The sequence below is a fragment of the Roseateles sp. P2_H4 genome (assembly GCF_056403315.1).
Genome location: NZ_JBFUFR010000024.1, coordinates 57,742 through 80,223, shown reverse-complemented (window position 1 = coordinate 80,223; position 22,482 = coordinate 57,742). Strand labels below are relative to the sequence as shown.

Here is a 22,482-nt window from a genome sequence, read left to right as displayed (position 1 = left end):
GCCATGCAAGCCCGGATCACCGTCATCTTCGAGGCCGTCGCGCCCATCGAGTTGCAGCTCGACGGCGCCGAGGTCTTGGGCTTCGAGGCCGCGCGCCGCTGGCTGGACGAGAACTTCGTCCGTCTGGAGTGCGAGCCCCTGCGCGGTTCCGGCAAGGTGCTGCTGGCCGACAAGCTCGTCGGCATCGCGCTGGCTGCCGGGCCGGCCGCGTTTGCCGACGCTGCCTGGGCGCTGGACTACGCCCGAGCGGCGGCCGGGTCGCTGTCCAAGGCGCTGATCAAGGTCGACGTGCCGCGACTGGCCGTGTCCTACTGAGCGCTGGCGGCCATCGCGCGCAGGGCGTCGAGACTGGGGAAGTCTGACTGCCCGGCCCCCACCAGCGGGTAGTACATGACGTCGCTGCGCAGCATGTATTTGGTGCCCGAGGTGACCAGCGAGCCGCGATGGCGCAGCCGGTGCGGGAAGACGACGACATCGCCTTCCTCGCCGCGCACCTCGATGAGTTGGCCGTCGACGTCGAAGGTGGTCGCGCCGCCCTCGTACTCGCCGCCCAGGTAGATCAGGATGGTCAGCAGGCTGCGCTCGCCGTTGCTGCGCTCGAAGGGGCCGTCGACATGCCAGTCGAACTTCTGGTCCTGGGCATAGCGGTAGAAACGAAAGCGCTCGTTCAGGCCCGCCAGGCCGCGGGCCATCCATACCGGCGGCAGGTCCAGCGCAACACGCTTCCACACCTCCAGGGCCAGCTCGAAGCTGTCGAAGATGACGCGGTCGTTGTTGCGGACCTCGGTCTCCAGCTTCACGCCTTTGACCGTGTTGATGGTGGCCGGCTCGAAGCCGAAGCCTTCGGCCTGCTGGATGAAGCGCTGGCAATCGGGGCTGGAGATGACCCGCGGCAGCCGATAGATGCCGTGTCCGAGGTTGTGCATGAGGGTGAGGGCGTGATTGGGTTTACGCTGCCGGGCCTTGAATTCCGCCGGGTCAGCCTCAACTGGCCGCCCGTCGGGCGGTAATGCCCCAGATTCCTCAGAGATTTTCCAACGCCATGACCAAGCAAACCCACGCCTTCCAGGCCGAAGTCAAGCAGATCCTGCACCTCGTCACGCATTCGCTGTACTCCAACAAGGAGATCTTCCTGCGCGAGCTGGTGTCCAACGCCAGTGACGCCTGCGACAAGCTGCGCTTCGAGGCCCTGGACAATGCCGCGCTGTTCGAGGACCAACCCAACCTGGAAGTGCGCGTCAGCTTCGACGAGGAGGCCAAGACGCTGACCATCAGCGACAACGGCATCGGCATGAGCGCCGAGGAGGCCGCCTCCCACCTGGGCACCATCGCCAAGAGCGGCACGCGCGAATTCATGGCCAAGCTGGAAGGCGACCAGAAGAAGGACGCCCAGCTGATCGGCCAGTTCGGCGTGGGTTTCTACTCGGGCTTCATCGTGGCCGACCGCATCACGGTCGAGACCCGCCGTGCCGGGCTGCCGGCCGACCAGGGCGTGCGCTGGAGCAGCGAAGGCACCGGCGAGTACGAGCTGGAGACCATCACCAAGCCGGGCCGTGGCACCGATGTCGTGCTGCATCTGCGCGACGGCGAGGAAGAGTTCCTGAAGACCTGGCGCGTCAAGTCGACGATCAGCAAGTACAGCGACCACATTTCGCTCCCCATCCTGATGAAGAAGGAAGAGTGGGACGCGGACAACGCCAAGCAGGTCGTGCTCGACGAGTGGGAGCCGGTCAACAAGGCCTCGGCGCTGTGGAGCCGCAGCAAGAGCGAAGTCACTCAAGAGCAGTACGAAGAGTTCTACAAGCAGATCAGCCACGACAGCGACGCGCCGCTGGCCTACACGCACAACCGCGTCGAGGGCCGCAGCGAATACACCCAGCTGCTCTACATCCCGCAGAAGGCGCCCTTCGACCTGTGGAACCGCGACAAGCGTGGTGGCGTGAAGCTGTATGTGAAGCGCGTCTTCATCATGGATGACGCCGAGGCGCTGATGCCGGTCTACCTGCGCTTCGTCAAGGGCGTCATCGACTCGGCCGACCTGCCGCTGAATGTCTCGCGTGAGCTGCTGCAGGAAAGCCGCGACGTGAAGGCCATCCGCGAGGGTTCGACCAAGCGCGTGCTCGGCATGCTGGAGAGCCTGGCCAACAGCGAGGAGCAGGCCGACAAGGACAAGTACGCCGCCTTCTGGACCGACTTCGGCCAGGTGCTGAAGGAAGGCATCGGCGAAGACCACGCCAACCAGGAGCGGCTGGCCAAGCTGTTCCGCTTCGCGTCCACGCATGCCGACGCCAATGTCAGCCTGGCCGACTACGTGTCGCGCGTGAAGGATGGCCAGGACGTCATCTACTACATCACCGCCGATTCCCTGTCCGCCGCCAAGCACAGCCCGCAGCTGGAGATCTTCCGCAAGAAGGGCATCGAGGTGCTGCTGCTGGTGGACCGCGTCGACGAGTGGATGCTCAGCCACCTCTACGAGTTCGAGGGCAAGACGCTGCAGTCCGTCGCCAAGGGCGCCGTGGACCTGGGCAAGTTGCTGGACGAGGACGAGAAGAAGAAGGCCGACGAGACGGCCGAGAGCCTGAAGCCGCTGCTGGACAAGCTCAAGGAGGCGCTGAAGGACCGGGCCAAGGACGTGCGTGTGACGACCCGCCTGGTCGACTCGCCGGCCTGCATCGTCGTGGAAGAGGGCGACATGAGCGGCCACCTGGCGCGCCTGCTGAAGCAGGCCGGCCAGACCGCTCCCGAGAGCAAGCCGACGCTGGAGATCAACGCCGAGCATGCGCTGGTCAAGAAGCTGGACGGCAGTGCGCACTTCGACGACCTGGCCCAGGTGCTGTTCGACCAGGCCGTGCTGGCCGAGGGCGGGCACCTGGAAGACCCGGCCGCCTACGTTCGCCGCGTCAATGCGCTGCTGACCGGCTGAAGGCGGTGAGGCGCTCGCGCCTCACACGCGTTCCGGCTGCCCCTTGGTGAACGGCGGGATGCCTTCGATGGCATGGTGCGCGGCCTCGGTCGCGTAGGTCAGCGCTTCATCCGCGGTGGCCCAGTTGTTTTCGGTCGCCGGCCGATAGCTGTCATCCGTACCCGTGCCGCCGGCCAAGTCGTTCTCGAGGAGCGTGTAACGCCCTTGGAAAGTCTCGCCGCGCGGGATCGCTTCAACCTTGAAGCGCACGCCGAGGTGGAAGTCGATGATGGTCTGTGTCATGGAGGGCTTCTTCAGCGCTTCGTCGTGCGCCGGGCACGGGGCGGCGGTTTCTGCGGCGTCAAGGCGCCGAACCAGAAGTCCACGACCTGCTGGCTGGCGTTCGCCATGGCGGCATTGGCCTGACGCTTGGACGTCGCGGCGACCTGGGCGCGCGCGGAGTTGGCCACTGAGTTGGCGGCGCTGAGCCAGATGCTCATGAACGGGTTCTTCTTGAGCCATGGGTTGGACATGCCGATCTCCTGTCACGCCAGTTGCTGGAGGGTGAAGTCGTGACAGCGACAGCTTGGACGCTTCTCGGCGGCAGGGATGTAGGACCGCGCCGCGTGGGTAAACCCTTGCGTCCTGAGCGTCTTTACGTGGTTTTGTGACGGTTTTGCGACAAGACCCGCCATCGCGGGACTTCCGTACAAGCCGGCTCGCCGCTACTCTCCTACGGGTTTTTACCGAGTTTCTGACTAGATGGTCCAGTTTGAGTTCAGCGAGCCTGTTGCGCCTGTACCGGCAGCCATGGTCACCCGCCGCCTGATGTTGCGCCCGCCCCGGGACAGCGATCTGGACACCCTGACGGCGCTCCACGCCGATCCGGCCGTCAACCGCTTCTGCGCCGCCGCCACGCCGCATGGCCGCGAGGCGATCGAGGCCCAGTTGCAAGCCTGGATCAGCCACTGGCGGACGCGCGGCTTCGGCCATTGGGCCATCGCCGAGCGCGAACGACCCGACAACCTGATCGGTTTCGGCGGCCTCATGCATCGCAGCGTCGCCGGCCACTCGGGCCTCTACCTCTACTACCGCATCACGCCCCAGGCCTGGGGCCGCGGCCTGGCGTCCGAAATGGCCCAGTACGCGATGAGCCAGGCCTTCGAGCAGCACCATGAAGGCGCCGTCGTCGCCGCCGTGCTGCCGAGCAATGCCCCCACGCGCAAGACGCTGGAATGCCTGGGCCTGCGCCTCAAAGGCACCCTCGCCGACGGCCCCGGCAGCGCTGCAGCCCTGCTCTACGAGTTGGGCGCCGACCGCTGGGCGACGCTGCCGCGCGGCGAGCCCGAAGCGATCGCTTTCGCGGCCTGAGAGATTCGCCTCAGGCCTGCTGGCGCGACCTGCGCCAGGCCAAGCCAAGCAGGCCCAGCAGCAGCAGCGCCGCGCTGCCCGGCTCCGGCACGGCAGTCAGCAGATAGATCTTCTCGCCCCCTGCGTTGACTGCCAGATTGCCATTCGCCCCCAGGGTCAGGTCCGTGAACGTTCCGCCCGCACCGATCTGGATGCCGAGCGAATACGTCGCCTTGGCGGTGAACGTGGCGAGATCGAAGATGGTCAACACGCCACTGTTGTGCAGGAAATAGGCTTCGCCAGTTGCCACCGAGGCCAGCAAGCTGCCTTGATAGCCAACGATCGGGAACTGGCCCAGCTTTTGGCCCGTGGCTGCATCGACGACCTCGCCGTTGCTGTTGAAAACCATGCCAGAGTCGTACTGGATGTCTTGGGTATATCCATTGAAGACCTGGTTCTTGACGGATTGGACCGTCACGCCAGAGTCGCTGACTCCCATGGTCCGAAAACCCCGTTCGCTGGTCTCGGTATTGAAGCCGTAAAGCGTGGAGCCATCCGCGCCAAACTCGATGACGTTGGAACCCGTATGGCCGGGTGTTTGACCGGGCAGCAGGACGCCATTCTTGAAGATGGCAACGCCCTCGTGTCGCGGGCTGAAATAGTGATTGGCCAGAGATGCGGCAACGACGGTCTTGTCGGTCGGCGACACCTCGAGGTCCTCGGCATAGTTGCTGCCAAGGGAAACCTGAGTCAGCGCAGCGCCAGTCAGGCCATTGAAGGAGCGGATGGCATTCGCGCCCCAGAGGCTGACGTAACCCAAGCTGCCGTCTTGGGACAGCGCGATGCGATAAGGCTCGCTGCCCATGTAGGTGGACTGGAGCACCTTGCCCGTTGACGAAACCCGAGTGATGGAATTGCCGACGCCGAACGCCGCATAACTTGGCACGGCGACGAGCCATTCGCCACTCGTGGCGTTATAGGCAAGGTCGTTGGTCCACAGGTTGACCGTGGTGACTTGGAAACCGCTGGGTGTGGCCGAAGCGAGCGGCGCAACGAAGGCAATTGCACAGGCAAGCAGCAAGCTGCCCATGCCTTGGCGGTTTTTCATCAAAGACTCCCTGAATTATTTGCGCACTGAGCCCGAGCGGCTCCATCGTGCTGGCAGGGATTGTGCGTGACCGGCCCAACCGGTCGGTTGCGTGCCGTCCCTTGGTTGGGGGGGCAAATTTGCCGTCGCCAGCCTAGTCGAGCGGCCAGACCGGCCGCGGCAGATGCCTGAACGGCAGGCTGCCGATATTGGCCTGCAGGCTGCCCGGTGAGTCGGCATAGACCACCGCCACGGCCATGGCGTCGAAGCCCGAGCGGAAATGCTGGGTCGACTTCACGACGACCAGTTGCTTGGCCGCCGGGTTGATGCCCAGCTGGGTGAAGCACTCGGCCGAGAACACCTGCTGGCGGATGCTGTTCAGCACGATGTCGATGCCCTTGGCGCGCACCGCCACCGAAGGGCCGAGAGGATCGGTGCCGCCGGGCGTCAGGCTGCGCTGGCGGGCATCCTCGCGGCAGGCCAGCACCTCCACCTCCAGGTCCACCGGGTCGCCGGACATCGGGCCCACCTTGCCGCCGATGCGCAGCGGCAGCCGCGCGCCCACGCCGGCCGAGGTCGCGATGGCCACGGCCTGGGGGTCCCAGATCATGCCCAGGGCCACGTCACGCAGGCCACGCTCCAGCAGCTCGCGCAGCACGAAGGTGCTGTCGCCCGCCGCACCGCCGCCGGCGTTGTCGGCGGTGTCGGCCAGCACCACGGGGCCGGGTCGGGCCAGCCGCATCTCGGCTTCGGCCAGGTCCAGCGCCTCCTTCAGCGGCAGGCGCTTGGCGGCCGCTGTCTCGCGGATGCCGTAGAAGGCCTCGGCCAACTCCTCCAGCAGATCTGAAGCCACGCCCGCCGCGGCCGGCGAATCCTCGGCCAGCACCAGCACGGCCGCGCAGGTGTGCGGCGTGTCGGCCCAGGGGAAGCCGTGCAGCACCGACACCGACAGGATGCCCGGCAGCCGGTCTTCGCTGTCCTTGAGCCGCGCCACGAAGTCGCTCATCGGCGCGACGGTGGTGCCGAAGATGCCCAGCAGCGGCACGCGCTTCCAGTGGGCCTTGATCGCCAGGTCGCCGCGCGCCATGGCGCCCAGCATGGCGTGCAGCTCCTCGCCACGGGCGGCGTAGTCGATGTGCGGGTACTCCTTGCAGGCCACCAGGGCCGCGCCGGACTCGAGCATGGCCGGGCTGAGGTTGCAATGCAGGTCCAGCAGCGCTCCCAGCGGCACCTGGGGGCCGATGAGCTCGCGCACCCGCATCAGCAGGTCGCCTTCACAGTCGTGATAGCCCTCGGCCAGCATGGCGCCGTGCAGCACCAGCAGCACGGCGTCGACCGGCCCCTGGCTCATGGATGCGCGCAGGTCGGCCAGCAGCTCGTCGCGCAGCGCCTCGTAGTCGCTGCGGGACAAGGGGCCCGACGGCTGGGCCTCGGCATACAGCCCCGGCAGCAGCGTGTCGCCCTGTCGCGCCGCGGCCGCGACGACGCCCATCAGATTGGGCTGGGCCGCGACCTGCTGCAAGGCCCGCGGGTCGCTGCGGTGGATCAGCACGCCTTCGCGGAAGGATTGCACGCTGGTGGGCAGGGGCGAGAAGCTGCTGGTCTCGTGCACCAGCCCGCCGAGGAAGAGCCGCATGGAATTGCTCATGTCTTTTGTCCGTTGCGATTTGCGGGCCGAGCGCTGGGCCGCTCCCGAGCCGGCCCGCGCTGGCGATGTGCTTGCCGGTCGATCCGGCAAGCATCGCCGTCCCCGCGGGGGACCGACCAGACACGCCCGCGTTCAGCGGCGCGAAGCTCGGCGAGGGGTCGATTCACCTCAGTAGTACTGGTTGAAGCTGATCAGGTGGTGGTTCAGGCTCACGAGCAGCAGGATGGCGAAGGCCAACACCCACGCCACTGCCAGCGCCTTGCTCCACTTGTCCCCCACCTTCAGCACATTGCGGACATGCAGGCCGGCCACGACCAGGCCGCCGATGGCCGACAGCGCCAGACTCAGCTGGGCCAGGGGCAGCAGGATGGACGCATCGCCCAGGCTCTCCAGCAGGGCCACGACCCAGCCCCACAGGCCGAGGGCCACCATCGCCCCCACGCTGGCGCCACGCACCCAGGTCACCTGCCTTGCGGGCGGGACGGCCACATGGTGGCGGCGGCGCAGCAGGGCGGCGACGGGCCACAGCAGCACGGTCAGCAGCAGCGTGCCTATGGCCAGGCCCATCAGCACCAGCACCGTCGTGCTGGCCATGAAGGGCACGGGCTCGAAGATGAAGGCGAAGACATAGGGCTCCAGGCCCCAATGCTTGACCCTGCCGTTCTCGACCACGGCCTGCAGCCGGCGTTTGCCGTGCTCCTCCTCCCAGAAATAGGGCTTCACCTCGCGGTAGTTGCTGCGCGAACCGGCCAGATCGATGGACAGGCGGCCGTCTTCCAGGGCCTGGATCTTGACCGGGCTCAGCAGCTGCAGCACCGACAGCCAGGTTGAATCCTCGCGGCGCGTGTTGCGGTAGTTGCCCGCCATCTGCTGGGCATGCTGCTTGGCGGTGGCCTCGTCCACCTCCGGCTTGGTGGCCGGGCGCTGGTCGGGCAGGTAGCGGTCGGCGAAGGCCTCGAACAGCTTGTCGCGCAACCAGCCGCCCTGGCGCTCATGGCCGGGGGCGTTGACGGAGATGTAGAGGCCGATGCCATCGTCGACGAACAGCAGCAGGTCACTGTGGAAGAGCACCGTATCGCCGCCATGCGCCAGCACGCGGTGGCCGTTGATGTTCTGCTCGTAGAAGCCCAGGCCGATGCCCAGCAGCCCCGGCAGCGGCCGGGTCAGCTGGGTGTGCATCAGCTTGACGGTCTCGGGCTTGAGGAGCTGAGCCYCACCGAGCTTGCCCTGCTGCAGGAAAGCCAGCATGAAGCGGCCCATGTCGGCGCCGGTGGCCGACATGCTGCCGGCCGGCGGCATGCTGATGACCTCGAAGCCCTTGGGCTTCTCGTCCCAGGTCATATAGCCCTGCGACATCTGGCCCTTGAGCGCATCGGGCAGGGGCTGGCGGAAGGTCGACTGCTTCATGCCCAGCGGCGCGAAGACCTGCTGGTCCATGTAGTCGTCGAAGGACTTGCCGCTGACGCGCTGCACGATGTAGCCGGCCAGCGAGGTCGCGTAGTTGGAATAGCCGGGCGTCGTGCCGGGGTCGTAGACATAGGGCGGGATATAGCCCTTGAGCACCTTGCCGAGGTCGGGCCCGGCGCTGTCGTAGGTCAGCAGGTCGCGCGCCGTCTCCTCGAAGCCCGTCGTGTGCGTCATCACATGGCGCAGTGTCAGCGCCTTGCCGTTGCGGCCCGGGATGGTGAAGTCCAGGTATTTGTTCAGGTCGGCGTCGAGGTCCAGCTTGCCCTGCTCGACCAGCTGCATGACGGCCGTCCACGTGAACAGCTTGGACACCGAGCCGGGCCGGAACAGCGTCTTGTGCGGGTCGACGGGGATGTTCTTGTCCCAGTCGGCCAGGCCGTAGCCCTTTTGCAGCAGCGGCTGGCCGTCCTTGACGACGACGACGACGGCGCCGGGTACGCGCGCGTTGCGCAGCGCCGTGGGCACCAGGCCATCGATGAAGGCCTCGACGTCGACGGCCGTCAGCGGCGTGGCCGGCTTGGGCTGGGCGAAGGCGGCCGGCAGCGCGCCGATGCAGAGGGCCAGCGCGGCGACGCGCAGGCGGGTGAACAACTGCTTCATGGGAGGTCCAGGGTCAGAAGTTGAAGGTCAGGTTGGCGCCCACCGTGCGCGGAGCCACCGTCGTGACGTTGAGCGGCAGGCCGAAGGCCGTCAGGGCCGTGTCGGCGCCGAGGATGGCGCGCTTGTCGGTCAGGTTGCGGACGAAGGCGGCCAGCTGCCAGCCGCCGATCTCCAGGCCCCATTGCGCGTCCACCAGCGTGTAGCCCGGCTGGCTGAAGTTGGGCACCGAGCTGCCCGCCGAATCGAAGCCGGCGTTGCGCTGGCCCACGCGCCGCACATTCAGGCCGGCGTAGGACGGGTGGTTGGCCAGGTCATAGGCATAGCGCAGGCCCAGGGTGTAGGCCAGCTTGGCGGTGTTGGGCAGGCGCGAGCCCGAGGGGCCGAGGGCCTGGGAGCCCTCGGTCAGCTTGGGGTCGGTGTAGGCCAGGCTGCCGTCCAGATTCCAGTGCGAGTCGACCTTGTAGCGCGCCGCCAGTTCCAGGCCACGCACGCGTGCCTTGCCGGCGTTGACGACGATGGTGCTGGCGCCCACGGCCTTGGGCTGCTGCAGGTCTTTCCAGTCGATGTTGAACACGGCCGCCTCGAGGTTCAGGCGCTTGTCCAGCAGGTCGGCCTTGTAGCCGAGCTCATAGCTCCACAAGGTGTCGTGGCCGAAGGTGGCGGGCGTGCCGGGGATGACCTGTCCGTTGGCATCGATGGCCGGCGAATTGGGGCCGCCGGGTCGATAGCCGCTGGCGGCACGGAAGTAGACGTTGCTGGTCTTGTCGAGGGCATAGCGCAGCGTGGCGAGATAGGTCTTGGCCGTGTCGTCGCTGGGTGCCGAGGAGTTCAGCACGTCGTTGACGAAGACGGTGTAGACCTGCTCGTTCTTGGCCACGCGGGCGCCCAGGGTCAGCGACCAGGTCGGGTCGATATTCCAGGTCAGGTCGCCGTACAGGGCGCGCTCGCGGTACTCGGAAGGCTGGCCGGTGGTGGTCAGCGTCATGTCGCCGCCACCACCCGCCAGCTGCGCCCACAGGCGCTGGCCGACATGGCCGGTCTCCTTGGTGCGGTAGTAGCCCAGCAGCCATTCGACGCTGCCGCGCTGCGAGGTCAGGCGCAGCTCCTGGGTCTGCTTGCGCAGGCTGAAGGCGTTGTCCAGCGACACGAAGTCGAAGGCCGGGTTGCCGCCCAGCAGGGCCGTGGCGTCCTGGCCGGTGGCGCTGTCCAGGCGCTGCGTCGACGCGATGGCGTTGAAGCGCGCCCAGCCCAGGTCGTATTCGAAGTCGGCGGAGCTGAGTCGCGTCTTGAGCTTGTAGGCCTCACCCGTGTCGAGATGGCGGGTCAGGTCGGCGTAGACCGGCTGGCCCTTGGCGGCGTCGTACTCGATGACGTTGAGGCCGTTGCGCTGGATCTCCTGCTGGGTGTGGGCCAGGCGCAGCTTCATCTTGGCCATGGGCTCGATCAGTGCCGACACCCGCGCGCCGCGCGTGTTGCCGTCGTTGATGTGCTCGCCCGCAGCCTTGCCGACGGCGTCGATATAGCCGCCCTCGTGGTCGTTGAAGGCCGACACGCGCAGCGCGGCGACGTCCTGGCTCAGCGGCACGTTCAGCACCGCATGCTCGGTGTGGCCCAGAGCCCCGCCGCGGGCCTGGCGCATGCCGACGCCCACCTTGCCCGAGAACTGCGTGCTGTCCGGCTCGTTGGTGACGTACTTCAGCAGCCCGCCCATGGCGCCGGCGCCATACAGCGTGCCCTGGGGGCCGCGCAGCACCTCGATGTGGCGCAGGTCCAGCAGCGACAGATCCAGCGCCGTGTTGGCGCCACCGACGAAGGCGCTGCTGGAGCCGAAGGCCACTTCGTCGACATACATGCCGACGGTGGCGATCTGCTGCTCGCCGACGCTGACGCCGCGCATCGTGACCGCGTTGCGGCCCGGGCCACCGGAGGTCTTCACGTCGATGCCGGGCAGGCTGCCCACGTAGTCGCTCAGCGAGGTGGCGCCGGCGCGCTCCATGGGCTCGGCGCCCAGCGTCTCCACGCGCAGCGGCACGTCGCGCACTGGCTCGCGGCGGCGCGTGGCCGTGACGGTCACGACGTCGAGCTTCTCGACATCGGCCTTGCTGTCTGTGGCAGCGTTCGTCTGCGCCCACGCGGGCGATGCGCACAGCGCGGCGAGGCAGGGCACTAGCAAGGCCGCAAGCTTGTGGCGTTGGGGCGGCGTGCCGAGGCGAGCGAAGCGGATGGACCGGCTCATGGCATCTCCTGAGTCAGAAGTTGGGTTGTTTGATGAGTGAAGTTTCCAATTTGGAAAAATCTTTCCCATTGGTGTAAACCTTAGATGAAAATACCAACTCGGCTCAGGGCAAGCGAGCAGACGGCCCGCAGGCAGGCATGGCCTAAGATGAAACGACTCCCTCTCCCCAGAGACATGGCCTCTTCCACCTCTCCCGGCGAACACATCCGCGGCGTGCGCAAGCGCCTCGGCCTGACCCTGGCCCAGGTGGGCGAGCGCACCGGCATGGCGGTGTCCACGTTGTCCAAATTGGAAAAAGGCAATGTCTCGCTGTCCTACGACAAGCTGATGCTGCTCAGCCGCGGCCTGGGCGTGGACATGGCCGAACTGCTGCACGACGCCCAGGGCGCCCGCCCGGCGCCCAATGGCGGTGGCCGGCGCGTGGTGCACCGCGTCGGCGACGGCCAGGTCGTCGACACGCAGAGCTACAAGCAGACCTATCTCGCGTCGGAGCTGCTGAACAAGCGCTTCACGCCGCTGATCGTCGAGGTGCGGGCGCGCACGCTGGACGAGTTCAAGGCCGAGTTCGGCGACCTGATCCGCCACCCGGGTGAAGAGTTTTCCTACGTCCTCGAAGGCGAGGTCGCCTTCCACTCCGAGCTGTACGCGCCTGTCATCCTGAAGCCGGGCGACTCCATCTTCTTCGACAGCGAGATGGGCCACGCCTATCTGAAGGCTTCAGAAGGCGCCTGCCGGCTGGTGGCCACCTGCGCGCCGCGCAATGGCCAGGGCGACGTGATGACGCATCACTTCGTCGAGGCTTCGCAGCGCCTGACGGCACCCGAGCCGGCCGCGCCGGCCAAGGCGGCGCGGGCCGCGGCCAAACCCAAGGCGAAGGTTACGCGGCGCTAGAGGCTTTCTTTCTCGCGTCTTCCACGCGCTTTAGCTGGGGCCGCAGCGCGAACAGCGCCACCGCGGCGATCCCGGTGATGACGCCCAGCACGACGAAGAAGTTCGCCGCGCCCAGTGACTCCAAGTGGCGACCCACCACGCCCGACAGCAGGTTGCCGCCGAAGGAGGCGAGGAACCAGGCCGCGACGAAGGTGCCGCCCATGCCTTTGGGCGCCAGGCGCGCGAACAGGCCCAGGCCCACCGGCAGGATGTAGAGCTCGGCCAGCGTGTAGACGACGAAGAAGGCCACCACCCACAAGGTGCTGACGGGCGTGCTGCCATGCGTGGCGGCCAGCAGGGCCAGCATCAGATAGGACAGGGCCACGCCGGCGGCGCCCAGCGACATCTTCATCAGCGACGAGGGCTCCCGCCCTCGCTCGGCGGCGCGACGCCAACCGGCGATGACGAAAGGCGTGAACAGGAAGACGAAGAAGGGGTTCAGCGACTGCATCCACGTGACCGGTATCGTGAAGCCCCACAGCGCGCGATCCACGCCGGTTTCGGCCCAGACGGCCAGCGTGTTGCCGCTCTGCTCGTAGCCGCTGCGGAAGACGACGACCGCCAGGCCGACAAGCAGCAGCGGCAGGACACTCGCGGCGGAGAAGCTGCCCGATGCGGCTGCAGCCGGCTCGGCCGAGCGCGGCCGGTCGGGTGGCAGATGCCTGGCGCCCAGCACATAGATGACCAGGCCCACGCACATGCCGATGCCCGCCGCGCCGAAGCCGAAATGCCAGCCGTAGACCTCACCCAGGGTCCCACACACCAGCGGTGCCAGCAGCGCGCCCAGGTTCACGCCGACGTAGTAGATGTTGTAGGAGCCACCGCGGCGCGGGTCGTTCTCTTCATAGAGATCCCCCACCTGGCTGGGTAGATTGGGCAGGAAGAGGCCGTTGCCCAGGGCGATCAGCAGCAGGGCCGGGAAGAAGGCCGACTCGAAGGCCAGCGTGAAGTGGCCCAGGGCCATCAGCGAGCCGCCGATGAGGATGGCGCGCCGCCGGCCCAGCCAGCGGTCGGCGATATAGCCGCCGAAGATGGGCGTCAGATAGACGCCGCCGGTGTAGGCGCCATAGATCAGCGAGGCGTCGGCCTGCGGGAACTGCAGGTGCCGGATCATGTAATAGATCAGCAGCGCCTTCATGCCGTAGAAGGAGAACTTCTCCCACATCTCGGTCAGGAAGAGCACTACCAGGCCACGTGGCTGGCCGAACCACTGCGCGGGCGCGCGGGCTTGCAGGGAAGCGTCCACTCGATCTCCTCAAAACCTTCCAAAGGGCGCCGGGCACACCGATTTCAGCATTGCTCAACGATTTTCGTGATGGTACAGTTATTTTCCAAATTGGAAAATTACATGCAAGCAGCCATGGGCCAAGTGACAGCGACGAAGAACGTGGATTGCATCGTCATCGGTGCCGGCATTGCCGGAGCCTCGGTGGCGGCCTCCCTCGCGGGCGAGGCGAGTGTGGCCGTGCTCGAAGCCGAGCCCCATGCGGGTTACCACTCCACCGGCCGCTCGGCCGCCCTGTACTCGGCCCTCTACGGCAACGCGACCATCCGCGCGCTGACGCGGGCCAGCCTGGGCTACTTCCGCACGCCGTCGCAAGGCATGGTCAAGGAGGCGCTGCTGCGCGAGCGGCACACGCTGTTCCTGGTCGGCGCCGGCCAACTCGACCTCGTCGCGAGCTTCACGGCCGATGCGGATGTGCGCGAACGCACGACCACGCTGAGCGTCGACGAGGTGCTGGCCCGCGTGCCCCTGCTGCAGCGCGACCGCATTGCCGGCGCGCTGCTGGACGTGAGCTCGGCCGACATCGAAGTCGACCTGCTGCACCAGGGCTTTCTGCGCAGCGCGCGCGCTGCCGGCGCCGAGCTGCATCTGGGCACGGGGCTGAAGGGGCTGGAGCGCGAGGGCTCGCACTGGCTGGCGCACACGGCCGCCGGCAGCTTTCGCGCCGGCGTCGTCATCAATGCGGCCGGTGCCTGGGCCRACGATGTGGCGGCGCTGGCCGGCGTCGCGCCCGTGCCGCTGCAGCCGCTGCGCCGCACCGCTGTCCTCATCGACCTGCCCGACGGCGTGGACGCGACGCTGTGGCCGGCCGTCGTCGCCATCGACGAGAGCCAGTACTTCAAGCCCGACGCCGGCCTGCTGCTGATCTCCGCCGCCGACGAAACGCCCAGCCCGCCCTGCGACGCCCAGCCCGAGGAGCTGGACGTGGCCATCGCCGTGGACCGCTTCGAGACGCTGACCGGCCGGCCCGTGAAGCGCGTGCGCCACCGCTGGGCGGGGCTGCGCGTGTTCAGCCCGGACCGCTCGCCCGTCGTGGGCTTCGACGCTTCGGCGCCGGGCTTTTTCTGGTGCGCGGGGCAGGGCGGCTACGGCATCCAGACTTCGCCGGCTCTGGGCCGCGCGGCTGCGGCGCTGGCGCTGGGGCGCGCACTGCCGCAGGACCTGGCGGACATGGGGGTCACGGCGCAGCAGCTGTCGCCGCAGAGATTCAGGGCCTAGGCGGCCTCCGGCTGGAAGCGCCTGAGGCCCTGCAGGTCCAGCACCCGCAGCCCGCCGTATTCGATGCGGATCAGGCCGTCGCCGCCCAGGCGGTTCAGCGCCTGGTTCACGCGCTGGCGCGACAAGCCCACCAGATAGCCCAGCTCCTGCTGCGTGATGCGCAGCCAGTTGCCCACGCCGGGATACAGCGTCGGGTGGAAGAGGGCGGCCAGGTTGCGGGCGACGCGCACATCGGGGTCGTGGATGCGGTCGGTCTCGCGCGCGGCGATGAATTGCCCCAGGCGCTCGTTCAGTTGGTCCAGCACGAAGCGGTTGAAGGCGATGCTGCCGTCCAGCAAGGCATGAAAGCTGTCGATGGGCAGGCCGGCGACGACGCTGGGCCGCAGGGCCTGGATGTTGTAGCGGTAGACCTCGCGCTTGAGCAGCGTGCCCTCGCCGAACCAGCCACCCGGCGGGATGCCGGTGAAGGTGACAGCAGCGCCCAGCGAGTCGTCGTTGTTCATCTTCAATAGGCCGTCGACGACGCCGAACCACAGCGTCGCGGGGCGCCCGATGCGACACAGCCGCTCGCCGGGCTCGGCGTCGCCGACCTCCAGCGTCGTGACGGCACGCTCGCGCATCGCGCCGTCCAGCAGCTTCAGCCAGGGGATGGCTTCCAGTTCGGCTGGCGTCGGCCGACGGGTGCGTTGTCTGAGCGGCAGCGGCGTGTCGGCCATGGGGGTGGGAAAGTCTGGGCCGTGAAGACCCGTAAATTGTCGTCGTACGGACAGATGGGCGTCAAAGTACTGACCAGAATGGCTCCCACAGACGGGGGCTCCAGCCCTCGCATTGGAGACAGGCTTGACGACCTTCCCTCGGCTCTTGCTCGACCATGCCGCCCGCCGGCCCGACGCGCCTGCGCTGCGCGAGAAGGCTTATGGCGTGTGGCAGACGCTGTCGTGGGCGCAGCTCGCGGCGCTGGTTCAGGAGCTGGCCTTGGGTCTTGCGGCCGCCGGCCTGCGCCGCGGCGAGCACATCATCGTTGTCGGTGAAAACCGGCCGCGCCTGTACGCCAGCATGCTGGCCGCGCAATGCCTGGGTGCCGTGCCGGTGCCGCTCTACCAGGACGCCGTCGCGGCCGAGTTCGTCTTCCCGCTGAACAACGCCGAGATCGCCTTCGCCATCGTCGAGGACCAGGAACAGGTCGACAAGCTGCTGGAGCTGCGCGAGCAGTGCCCGCAGCTCAAGAGCATCTGGTTCGACGACCCGCGTGGCCTGCGCCACTATGACGAGCAAGGGCTGGCATCGCTGGACGAACTGGCCGCCCGCGGGCGCGCCTACGCCATGGAGCGGCCGGAGTTCTTTGCCGCCGAGGTGGCGGCCTGCCTGCCCGGTGACGTGGCGGCGCTGTTCTTCACCTCGGGCACGACGGGCAACCCCAAGGGCGTCATGCACACCCATGCGACGCTGATCGACCGCGCCCAGGCGGGCCAGCGCTTCGACAAGCTGACCGACCATGAAGAGGTGCTGGCCTATCTGCCACCGGCCTGGGTGGGCCAGAACATTTTCAGCTATGCGCAGTGGCTGGCCGTGGGCTATGTCGTCAACTGCCCGGAGTCGGCCTCCACCGTCAGCATCGACCTGAAGGAGGTCGGCCCGACCTATTACTTCGCGCCGCCGCGGGTCTTCGAGGGCCTGCTGACGACAGTGATGATCCGCATGGAGGACGCCTCGGCGGTCAAGCGCTGGCTGTTCGAGCGTTGCATGACGTTGGCGCGCCGTGTCGGCCCGCGGTTGATGGACAAGCAGCCCGTGGGGCTGCTGGACCGCCTGGCCTATGCCTTGGGTGATGTGCTGATCTACGGCCCGTTGCGCAACACGCTGGGCTTCTCGCGCGTGCGTGTCGCCTACACGGCGGGCGAGGCCATCGGCCCCGACCTGTTCAGCTTCTATCGGGCCATCGGCATCAATCTGAAGCAGCTCTACGGCTCGACGGAAACCGCCGTCTTCGTCTGCCTGCAGCCCGACCACGAGGCCCGCGCCGACACGGTGGGCGTGCCCATCGACGGCGTGGAGATCAAGCTGACCGACAGCGGCGAGCTGCTGGTGCGCTCGCCCGGCCTGCTCAAGGGCTATTACAAGAACGACGCGGCGACGGCCGAGGTGCTGACGGCAGACGGCTGGTATCACACCGGCGATGCGGGGTTCCTGACGCCGGGCGGCCACCTGAAGATCATCGATCGCGCCAAGGACGTCGGCCGCCTGATGGGAGGCGCCTTCGATGGTGCGATGTTTGCGCCCAAGTACGTCGAGAACAAGCTGAAGTTCTTCCCCCACATCAAGGAAGCGGTCTGCTTCGGCGACAAGCGCGAGAAGGTCTGCGCCTTCATCAACATCGACTTCGAGGCCGTCGGCAACTGGGCCGAGCGCCGCAACCTGCCCTACGCCGGCTACACCGACCTGGCCCAGCGCGCCGAGGTCTACGAGCTCATCCTCGACTGCGTCGAGAAGGTCAACGCCGACCTGGCCCAGGACGAGTTGCTGGCCGGCAGCCAGATCAGCCGCTTCCTCATCCTGCACAAGGAACTGGACGCCGATGACGGCGAGCTGACGCGCACGCGCAAGGTGCGCCGCGGCGCCATCGCCGAGAAGTACGGCGTGCTGATTGACGCGCTCTACGACGGCAAGGTCTCGCAGTACATCGAGACGCAGGTCAAGTTCGAGGATGGCCGCACGTCCATGGTGGCGGCCGATCTGCGCATCGTCGAGGCCAAGACCTTCCCGGCCGTCAAAGGACAGGCCGCATGAAGAAGATTGGCGAAGTCGTCCTGGAGGTGAAGAACATCTCGCTGGCCTTCGGTGGCGTGAAGGCGCTGACCGACATCAGCTTCGACGTGCGCGAGCACGAGGTGCGCGCCATCATCGGCCCCAACGGCGCGGGCAAGAGCTCGATGCTGAACTGCATCAACGGTGTGTATCAGCCGCAGCAGGGCGCCATCACGCTGCGCGGCCGCACCTTCAAGGGCATGAGCCCGCGCCAGGTCGCCGAGATGGGCGTGGCCCGCACTTTCCAGAACCTGGCGCTGTTCAAGGGCATGAGCGTGCTGGACAACATCATGACCGGCCGCAACCTGCGCATGCAGCGCGGCCTGTTCTGGCAGGCCCTGCACCTCGGCCCCGCGCGGCGCGAAGAGAGCGAGCAGCGCGAAGCGGTGGAACGCATCATCGATTTCCTCGAGATCCAGGCCTATCGCAAGACGCCGGTCGGCCGCCTGCCCTATGGCCTGCAAAAGCGTGTGGACCTCGGCCGTGCCTTGGCGATGGAGCCCAGCCTCTTGCTGCTGGACGAGCCCATGGCCGGCATGAATGTCGAAGAGAAGCAGGACATGTGCCGCTTCATCCTCGACGTCAACGACGAGTTCGGCACCACCATCGTGCTGATCGAGCACGACATGGGCGTCGTCATGGACATCTCGGACCGGGTCGTCGTGCTGGACTACGGCAAGAAGATCGGCGACGGCGCGCCGGATGAGGTGCGCAAGAACGAAGACGTCATCAAGGCCTATCTCGGAGCGAGCCACTGATGGGACCTTTTCTCGAAACCCTGATTGGCGGCCTGATGGCGGGGATGCTCTATTCCCTCATCGCGCTGGGCTTTGTGCTGATTTTCAAGGCCAGCGGCGTCTTCAATTTCGCGCAGGGCGCCATGGTGCTGTTCGCTGCGCTCGCGATGGCGCGCTTTGCCGAATGGATCCCGAAGTTCACAGGCCTGGACGGCAAGATCCTCATCAACCTGCTGGCCTTTGTCGGCGCGCTGGCGGTGATGGTGGTCGTGGCCTGGCTGGTGGAGCGATTGGCGCTGTCCAAGCTCGTCAACCAGGAAGGCGTGACGCTGCTGATGGCCACGCTGGGCATCGCCTATCTGCTCGAAGGCCTGGGCCAGACGCTGTTCGGCAACGACATCTACAAGATCGACATCGGCCTGCCCAAGGACCCGATGTTCCTGTTCGAGGATGTCTTCCAGGGCGGCATCCTCGTCAGCAAGGAGGATCTCTACGCGGCACTGATCGCAGCGGCGCTGGTGGCCGGGCTGTCGCTGTTCTTCCAGAAGACCGCCACCGGCCGCGCGCTGCGTGCCGTGGCCGACGACCACCAGGCCGCGCAGAGCATCGGCATCCCGCTGTCGCGCATCTGGGTCATCGTCTGGAGCGTGGCCGGCTTCGTCGCGCTGGTGGCCGGCATGATCTGGGGCAGCAAGCTGGGGGTGCAGTTCTCGCTGTCGCTGGTGGCGCTGAAGGCACTGCCCGTCGTCATCCTCGGTGGGCTGACCAGCGTGCCGGGCGCCATCGTCGGCGGCCTGCTGATTGGCGTGGGGGAGAAGCTGTCCGAGGCCTATCTGGGCCCCATGCTTGGCGGCGGTATCGAATACTGGTTCGGCTACGTGCTGGTTCTTGTCGTGTTGCTCGTCAGGCCTCAAGGGCTGTTTGGCGAGAAGATCATTGATCGGGTCTGACGATGCTCTACCGCGAAAACGGCCAGTTCAAGACGACCTACTCGGCGGACAGCCAGATCCTGCCCATCCGCCAGGACCGCATCGCGGTGGCGTTGATGCTCATCGCCGCCTTCGTCGTCATCCCGATGGTCTCCAGCGAATACCTGCTGCGCGCCATCTTCATCCCCTTCCTGATCCTGTCTCTGGCCGCGCTGGGGCTGAACGTCCTCGTCGGCTACTGCGGCCAGATCTCGCTGGGCTCGGGCGCCTTCATGGCCGTGGGCGCCTATGTGGCCTACAACTGCCAGGCGCGATTCGAGGGCATGCCGCTGATCGTGTCGCTGCTGGCGGGTGGCCTGGGCGCGACCGTGCTGGGTGTCGCCTTCGGCCTGCCGTCGCTGCGCATCAAGGGGCTCTACCTCGCGGTCGCGACGCTGGCGGCGCAGTTCTTTGTCGACTGGGCCTGCCTGCGCCTGCCCTGGGTCACCAACGGGTCCACGTCCGGCTCGGTCAGCGTGGCGGGGCTGAGCATGGCCGGCTTCAGCGTCGAGTCCCCCGCGTCGCGCTACTTGTTGTGCCTGAGCTTCGTCGTCGTGTTCGCGCTGGCCACCAAGAACCTCGTGCGCGGTCACATCGGCCGCTCGTGGATGGCCATGCGTGACATGGACGTCGCGGCCGCCGTCATCGGCATCCGGCCCATGCAGGCCAAGCTCAGCGCCTTTGCCGTCAGCAGCTTCATCATCGGCGTGGCCGGCGCGCTGTGGGGTTTCGTGCACCTGGGCTCCTGGGAGCCGGCGGCCTTCGGCATCAACCGCTCGTTCGACCTGCTCTTCATGGTCATCATCGGCGGCCTGGGTTCGATCTCGGGTGCCTTCTTCGGCGCGGCCTTCATCGTCGTGCTGCCGCTGATCCTGGACAAGCTGCCCTATTGGACCGGCCTGCCCATCGACACGGCCACCGCCTCGCATCTCGCGCTGATGATCTTCGGCGCCCTCATCGTGTTCTTCCTCATCAAGGAACCACACGGCCTCGCGCGACTCTGGGCAACCGCCAAAGAGAAGTTGCGCCTCTGGCCCTTCCCGCATTGAATCCAACGCACCACAACGACAGGAGACAAAGCCCATGAAGACCCTCATCGCCTGCGCGGCCCTTGCCGCATTGCAGCTCGCCACGCCGGCCGCCCAGGCCCAGGCCAAGGAGCAGTTCTTCCCGTTGCTGGTCTATCGCACGGGGCCCTATTCGCCCAACGGCACGCCCTGGGCCAATGGCAAGCAGGACTACATCAAGCTGATCAATGCGCGCGACGGTGGCGTCAACGGCGTCAAGCTGACCTTCGAGGAATGCGAGACCGGCTACGCGACCGACAAGGGCGTGGAGTGCTACGAGCGCCTGAAGGGCAAGGGCGCGACGCTGTTCGACCCCCAGGCCACCGGCATCACCTTCGCGCTGACCGACAAGGTGCCCAACGACAAGATCCCGCTGATCACGCTGGGCTACGGCCTGTCGGCCTCGGCCGATGGCGGCGTGTTCGCCTGGAACTTCCCGCTGATGGGCAGCTACTGGACGGCGGCCGACATCCTCATCCAGCACATCGGCAAGAAGGAAGGTGGGCTGGACAAGCTCAAGGGCAAGAAGATCGCGCTGGTCTATCACGACAGCCCCTTCGGCAAGGAGCCCATCCCGCTGCTGGAAGAGCGCGCCAAGACGCATGGCTTCGAGCTGGTGAAGATCCCCGTGACCGCACCCGGCGTGGAGCAGAAGTCGGCCTGGCTGCAGGTGCGCCAGGCCCGGCCCGACTACACGCTGCTGTGGGGCTGGGGCGTCATGAACTCCACCGCGCTGAAGGAGGCCCAGGCCACCGGCTATCCGCGCGACAAGATGTACGGCGTCTGGTGGTCGGGCGCCGAGCCCGACGTGAAGGACGTGGGCGAGGGCGCCAAGGGCTACAACGCGCTCAACCTCAACACCTCGGGCCAGAGCCCCAAGGTCATCCAGGACATCCTCAAGCTCGTGCACGACAAGGGCCAGGGCACGGGCCCGAAGGACGAGGTCGGCTCGGTGCTGTACACGCGCGGCCTGGTCATCCAGGCGCTCGGCGTGGAGGCCGTGCGGCGTGCGCAGGAGCGCTTCGGCAAGGGCAAGGTCATGACCGGCGAGCAGGTGCGCTGGGGCCTGGAGAACCTGGCGCTGGACGACAAGAAGCTGGCGTCCCTGGGCCTGACCGGTGTCATCCGCCCGATCAGCACCAGTTGCACCGACCACCAGGGCTCGACCTGGGCACGCATCCACACCTGGGACGGCGCGAAGTGGAGCTTCAGCAGCGACTGGTACGAGGCCGACAGCCAGATCATCAAGCCGATGGTCAAGGCGGCGGCGGACAAGTACGCGGGTGAAAAGAAGATCACCCGCCGTACCCCGGCGGATTGCCAGAGCTGAAGATGAGCAAGCCGCTGCTCGATGTGAATGGCATCGAGGTCATCTACAACCACGTCATCCTCGTGCTCAAGGGCGTGAGCCTGCAGGTGGCCGAGGGCCAGGTGGTGGCCTTGCTGGGCGGCAATGGCGCCGGCAAGACGACCACGCTGCGCGCCGTCTCCAACTTGCTGGAAGGCGAGCGCGGCGAGGTCACCAAGGGCAGCATCGAGCTGCGCGGCGAGCGCATCGAGAAGCTGTCGACGGCGGCCATGGTGGAGCGTGGCGTGGTGCAGGTCATGGAGGGGCGGCACTGCTTCGCCCACCTGACCATCGAAGAGAATCTGATGACCGGCGCCTACACGCGCAAGGACGGGCGGGCGGCCGTGGCGGCGACGCTGGAAAAGGTCTACACCTACTTCCCGCGACTGAAGACGCGCCGCAGCAGCCAGGCGGCCTACACCTCGGGCGGCGAGCAGCAGATGTGCGCCATCGGCCGCGCGCTGATGGCCAACCCCAGGATGGTGTTGCTGGACGAGCCGTCCATGGGCCTGGCGCCGCAGATCGTCGAGGAGGTGTTTGAGATCGTGCGCGACCTCAACACCAAGGAGAGGACGACCTTCCTGCTGGCCGAGCAGAACACCAGCATGGCTCTGCGTTATGCCGACTATGGCTACATCCTGGAGAACGGTCGCGTCGTCATGGACGGAGCGGCCAGTGCGCTGCGCGAGAACGAGGACGTCAAGGAGTTCTATCTCGGCGTCGGCGGGGAAGGGCGGCGCAGCTTCAAGGACGTCAAGTCCTACAAACGTCGCAAGAGGTGGCTGGCATGACGAGCCGATCGCAGGGCCGCCCCAAGCCGGCGAGCGCCCCCTC

20 protein-coding genes are annotated in these 22,482 nt (G+C 67.0%); 11 read left to right on the top strand and 9 right to left on the bottom strand.

Annotated features, from left to right (window positions below):
- Positions 1 to 3: 3 nt before the first annotated feature.
- Complete coding sequence (locus AC1DW3_RS18645; protein ID WP_477933618.1) at positions 4 to 315, top strand: hypothetical protein; 312 nt, start codon at positions 4 to 6, stop codon at positions 313 to 315.
- Here the strand turns inward: AC1DW3_RS18645 and AC1DW3_RS18640 are convergent.
- Complete coding sequence (locus AC1DW3_RS18640; protein WP_477933616.1) at positions 309 to 926, bottom strand: 2OG-Fe(II) oxygenase; 618 nt, start codon at positions 924 to 926, stop codon at positions 309 to 311. The genes AC1DW3_RS18645 and AC1DW3_RS18640 overlap by 7 nt on opposite strands.
- Before the next feature lie 116 nt (positions 927 to 1,042).
- On the opposite strand from AC1DW3_RS18640, the gene htpG reads away from it, so the two are divergent.
- Positions 1,043 to 2,923 (top strand): molecular chaperone HtpG, encoded by a 1,881-nt coding sequence (gene htpG, locus AC1DW3_RS18635; RefSeq protein ID WP_477933614.1) that lies wholly within the window; start codon positions 1,043 to 1,045, stop codon positions 2,921 to 2,923.
- 21 nt (positions 2,924 to 2,944) lie between these two features.
- Here the strand turns inward: htpG and AC1DW3_RS18630 are convergent, their stop codons facing one another.
- Entirely contained in the window at positions 2,945 to 3,205 is a 261-nt protein-coding gene (locus tag AC1DW3_RS18630) for a hypothetical protein (protein WP_477933612.1), read from the bottom strand.
- Positions 3,206 to 3,216: 11 nt separating this feature from the next.
- A complete protein-coding gene (locus AC1DW3_RS18625; protein WP_477933610.1) occupies positions 3,217 to 3,435 on the bottom strand; it encodes a hypothetical protein in 219 nt (72 codons plus the stop codon).
- Between the two features lie 277 nt (positions 3,436 to 3,712).
- Here AC1DW3_RS18625 and AC1DW3_RS18620 point away from each other — a divergent pair, with 277 nt between their 5' ends.
- A complete protein-coding gene (locus tag AC1DW3_RS18620) occupies positions 3,713 to 4,273 on the top strand; it encodes a GNAT family N-acetyltransferase (protein ID WP_477933608.1) in 561 nt (186 codons plus the stop codon).
- A 10-nt stretch (positions 4,274 to 4,283) separates the two neighbouring features.
- Here AC1DW3_RS18620 and AC1DW3_RS18615 read toward each other — a convergent pair whose 3' ends face one another.
- The 4 genes from AC1DW3_RS18615 to AC1DW3_RS18600 form a co-directional block, all read right to left on the bottom strand.
- Complete coding sequence (locus AC1DW3_RS18615; RefSeq protein ID WP_477933606.1) at positions 4,284 to 5,360, bottom strand: YncE family protein; 1,077 nt, start codon at positions 5,358 to 5,360, stop codon at positions 4,284 to 4,286.
- A gap of 133 nt (positions 5,361 to 5,493) precedes the next feature.
- Entirely contained in the window at positions 5,494 to 6,987 is a 1,494-nt protein-coding gene (locus AC1DW3_RS18610; RefSeq protein WP_477933604.1) for a M81 family metallopeptidase, read from the bottom strand.
- Positions 6,988 to 7,155: 168 nt separating this feature from the next.
- A complete protein-coding gene (locus tag AC1DW3_RS18605; RefSeq protein ID WP_477933602.1) occupies positions 7,156 to 9,054 on the bottom strand; it encodes a serine hydrolase domain-containing protein in 1,899 nt (632 codons plus the stop codon).
- A gap of 13 nt (positions 9,055 to 9,067) precedes the next feature.
- Positions 9,068 to 11,290: a TonB-dependent receptor gene (locus AC1DW3_RS18600; protein ID WP_477933600.1), complete on the bottom strand. Its 2,223-nt coding sequence runs from the start codon at positions 11,288 to 11,290 to the stop codon at positions 9,068 to 9,070.
- A 174-nt stretch (positions 11,291 to 11,464) separates the two neighbouring features.
- Here AC1DW3_RS18600 and AC1DW3_RS18595 point away from each other — a divergent pair, with 174 nt between their 5' ends.
- Entirely contained in the window at positions 11,465 to 12,181 is a 717-nt protein-coding gene (locus tag AC1DW3_RS18595) for a helix-turn-helix domain-containing protein (RefSeq protein WP_477933598.1), read from the top strand.
- Here the strand turns inward: AC1DW3_RS18595 and AC1DW3_RS18590 are convergent.
- The gene (locus AC1DW3_RS18590; RefSeq protein WP_477933596.1) at positions 12,168 to 13,466 is read right to left on the bottom strand and encodes a peptide MFS transporter; all 1,299 of its coding nucleotides are present in this window, start codon (positions 13,464 to 13,466) and stop codon (positions 12,168 to 12,170) included. The two genes, AC1DW3_RS18595 and AC1DW3_RS18590, sit on opposite strands and share 14 nt — an antisense overlap.
- Positions 13,467 to 13,580: 114 nt before the next feature.
- Between AC1DW3_RS18590 and AC1DW3_RS18585 the strand changes: the two genes are divergently transcribed.
- The gene (locus AC1DW3_RS18585) at positions 13,581 to 14,723 is read left to right on the top strand and encodes an NAD(P)/FAD-dependent oxidoreductase (RefSeq protein WP_477933594.1); all 1,143 of its coding nucleotides are present in this window, start codon (positions 13,581 to 13,583) and stop codon (positions 14,721 to 14,723) included.
- On the opposite strand, the gene AC1DW3_RS18580 is transcribed toward AC1DW3_RS18585, so the two are convergent.
- Positions 14,720 to 15,439 carry a Crp/Fnr family transcriptional regulator gene (locus tag AC1DW3_RS18580; RefSeq protein WP_477933592.1) on the bottom strand — a complete coding sequence of 240 codons (720 nt, stop codon included), beginning with the start codon at positions 15,437 to 15,439 and terminating at the stop codon, positions 14,720 to 14,722. The two genes, AC1DW3_RS18585 and AC1DW3_RS18580, sit on opposite strands and share 4 nt — an antisense overlap.
- A gap of 124 nt (positions 15,440 to 15,563) precedes the next feature.
- Here AC1DW3_RS18580 and AC1DW3_RS18575 point away from each other — a divergent pair, with 124 nt between their 5' ends.
- From AC1DW3_RS18575 to AC1DW3_RS18550, 6 genes are read left to right on the top strand one after another with little or no spacing between them, the layout of a single operon-like run.
- Entirely contained in the window at positions 15,564 to 17,510 is a 1,947-nt protein-coding gene (locus AC1DW3_RS18575; RefSeq protein WP_477933590.1) for an AMP-dependent synthetase/ligase, read from the top strand.
- Complete coding sequence (locus tag AC1DW3_RS18570) at positions 17,507 to 18,286, top strand: ABC transporter ATP-binding protein (protein WP_477933588.1); 780 nt, start codon at positions 17,507 to 17,509, stop codon at positions 18,284 to 18,286. The genes AC1DW3_RS18575 and AC1DW3_RS18570 overlap by 4 nt, the downstream gene beginning before the upstream one ends.
- Positions 18,286 to 19,215: a branched-chain amino acid ABC transporter permease gene (locus tag AC1DW3_RS18565; RefSeq protein ID WP_057300578.1), complete on the top strand. Its 930-nt coding sequence runs from the start codon at positions 18,286 to 18,288 to the stop codon at positions 19,213 to 19,215. The genes AC1DW3_RS18570 and AC1DW3_RS18565 overlap by 1 nt, the downstream gene beginning before the upstream one ends.
- A gap of 2 nt (positions 19,216 to 19,217) precedes the next feature.
- The gene (locus tag AC1DW3_RS18560) at positions 19,218 to 20,282 is read left to right on the top strand and encodes a branched-chain amino acid ABC transporter permease (protein ID WP_477933585.1); all 1,065 of its coding nucleotides are present in this window, start codon (positions 19,218 to 19,220) and stop codon (positions 20,280 to 20,282) included.
- Positions 20,283 to 20,316: 34 nt separating this feature from the next.
- Positions 20,317 to 21,630: an ABC transporter substrate-binding protein gene (locus AC1DW3_RS18555; RefSeq protein WP_057300576.1), complete on the top strand. Its 1,314-nt coding sequence runs from the start codon at positions 20,317 to 20,319 to the stop codon at positions 21,628 to 21,630.
- A gap of 2 nt (positions 21,631 to 21,632) precedes the next feature.
- The gene (locus AC1DW3_RS18550) at positions 21,633 to 22,439 is read left to right on the top strand and encodes an ABC transporter ATP-binding protein (protein WP_477933583.1); all 807 of its coding nucleotides are present in this window, start codon (positions 21,633 to 21,635) and stop codon (positions 22,437 to 22,439) included.
- Positions 22,440 to 22,482 lie beyond the last annotated feature (43 nt).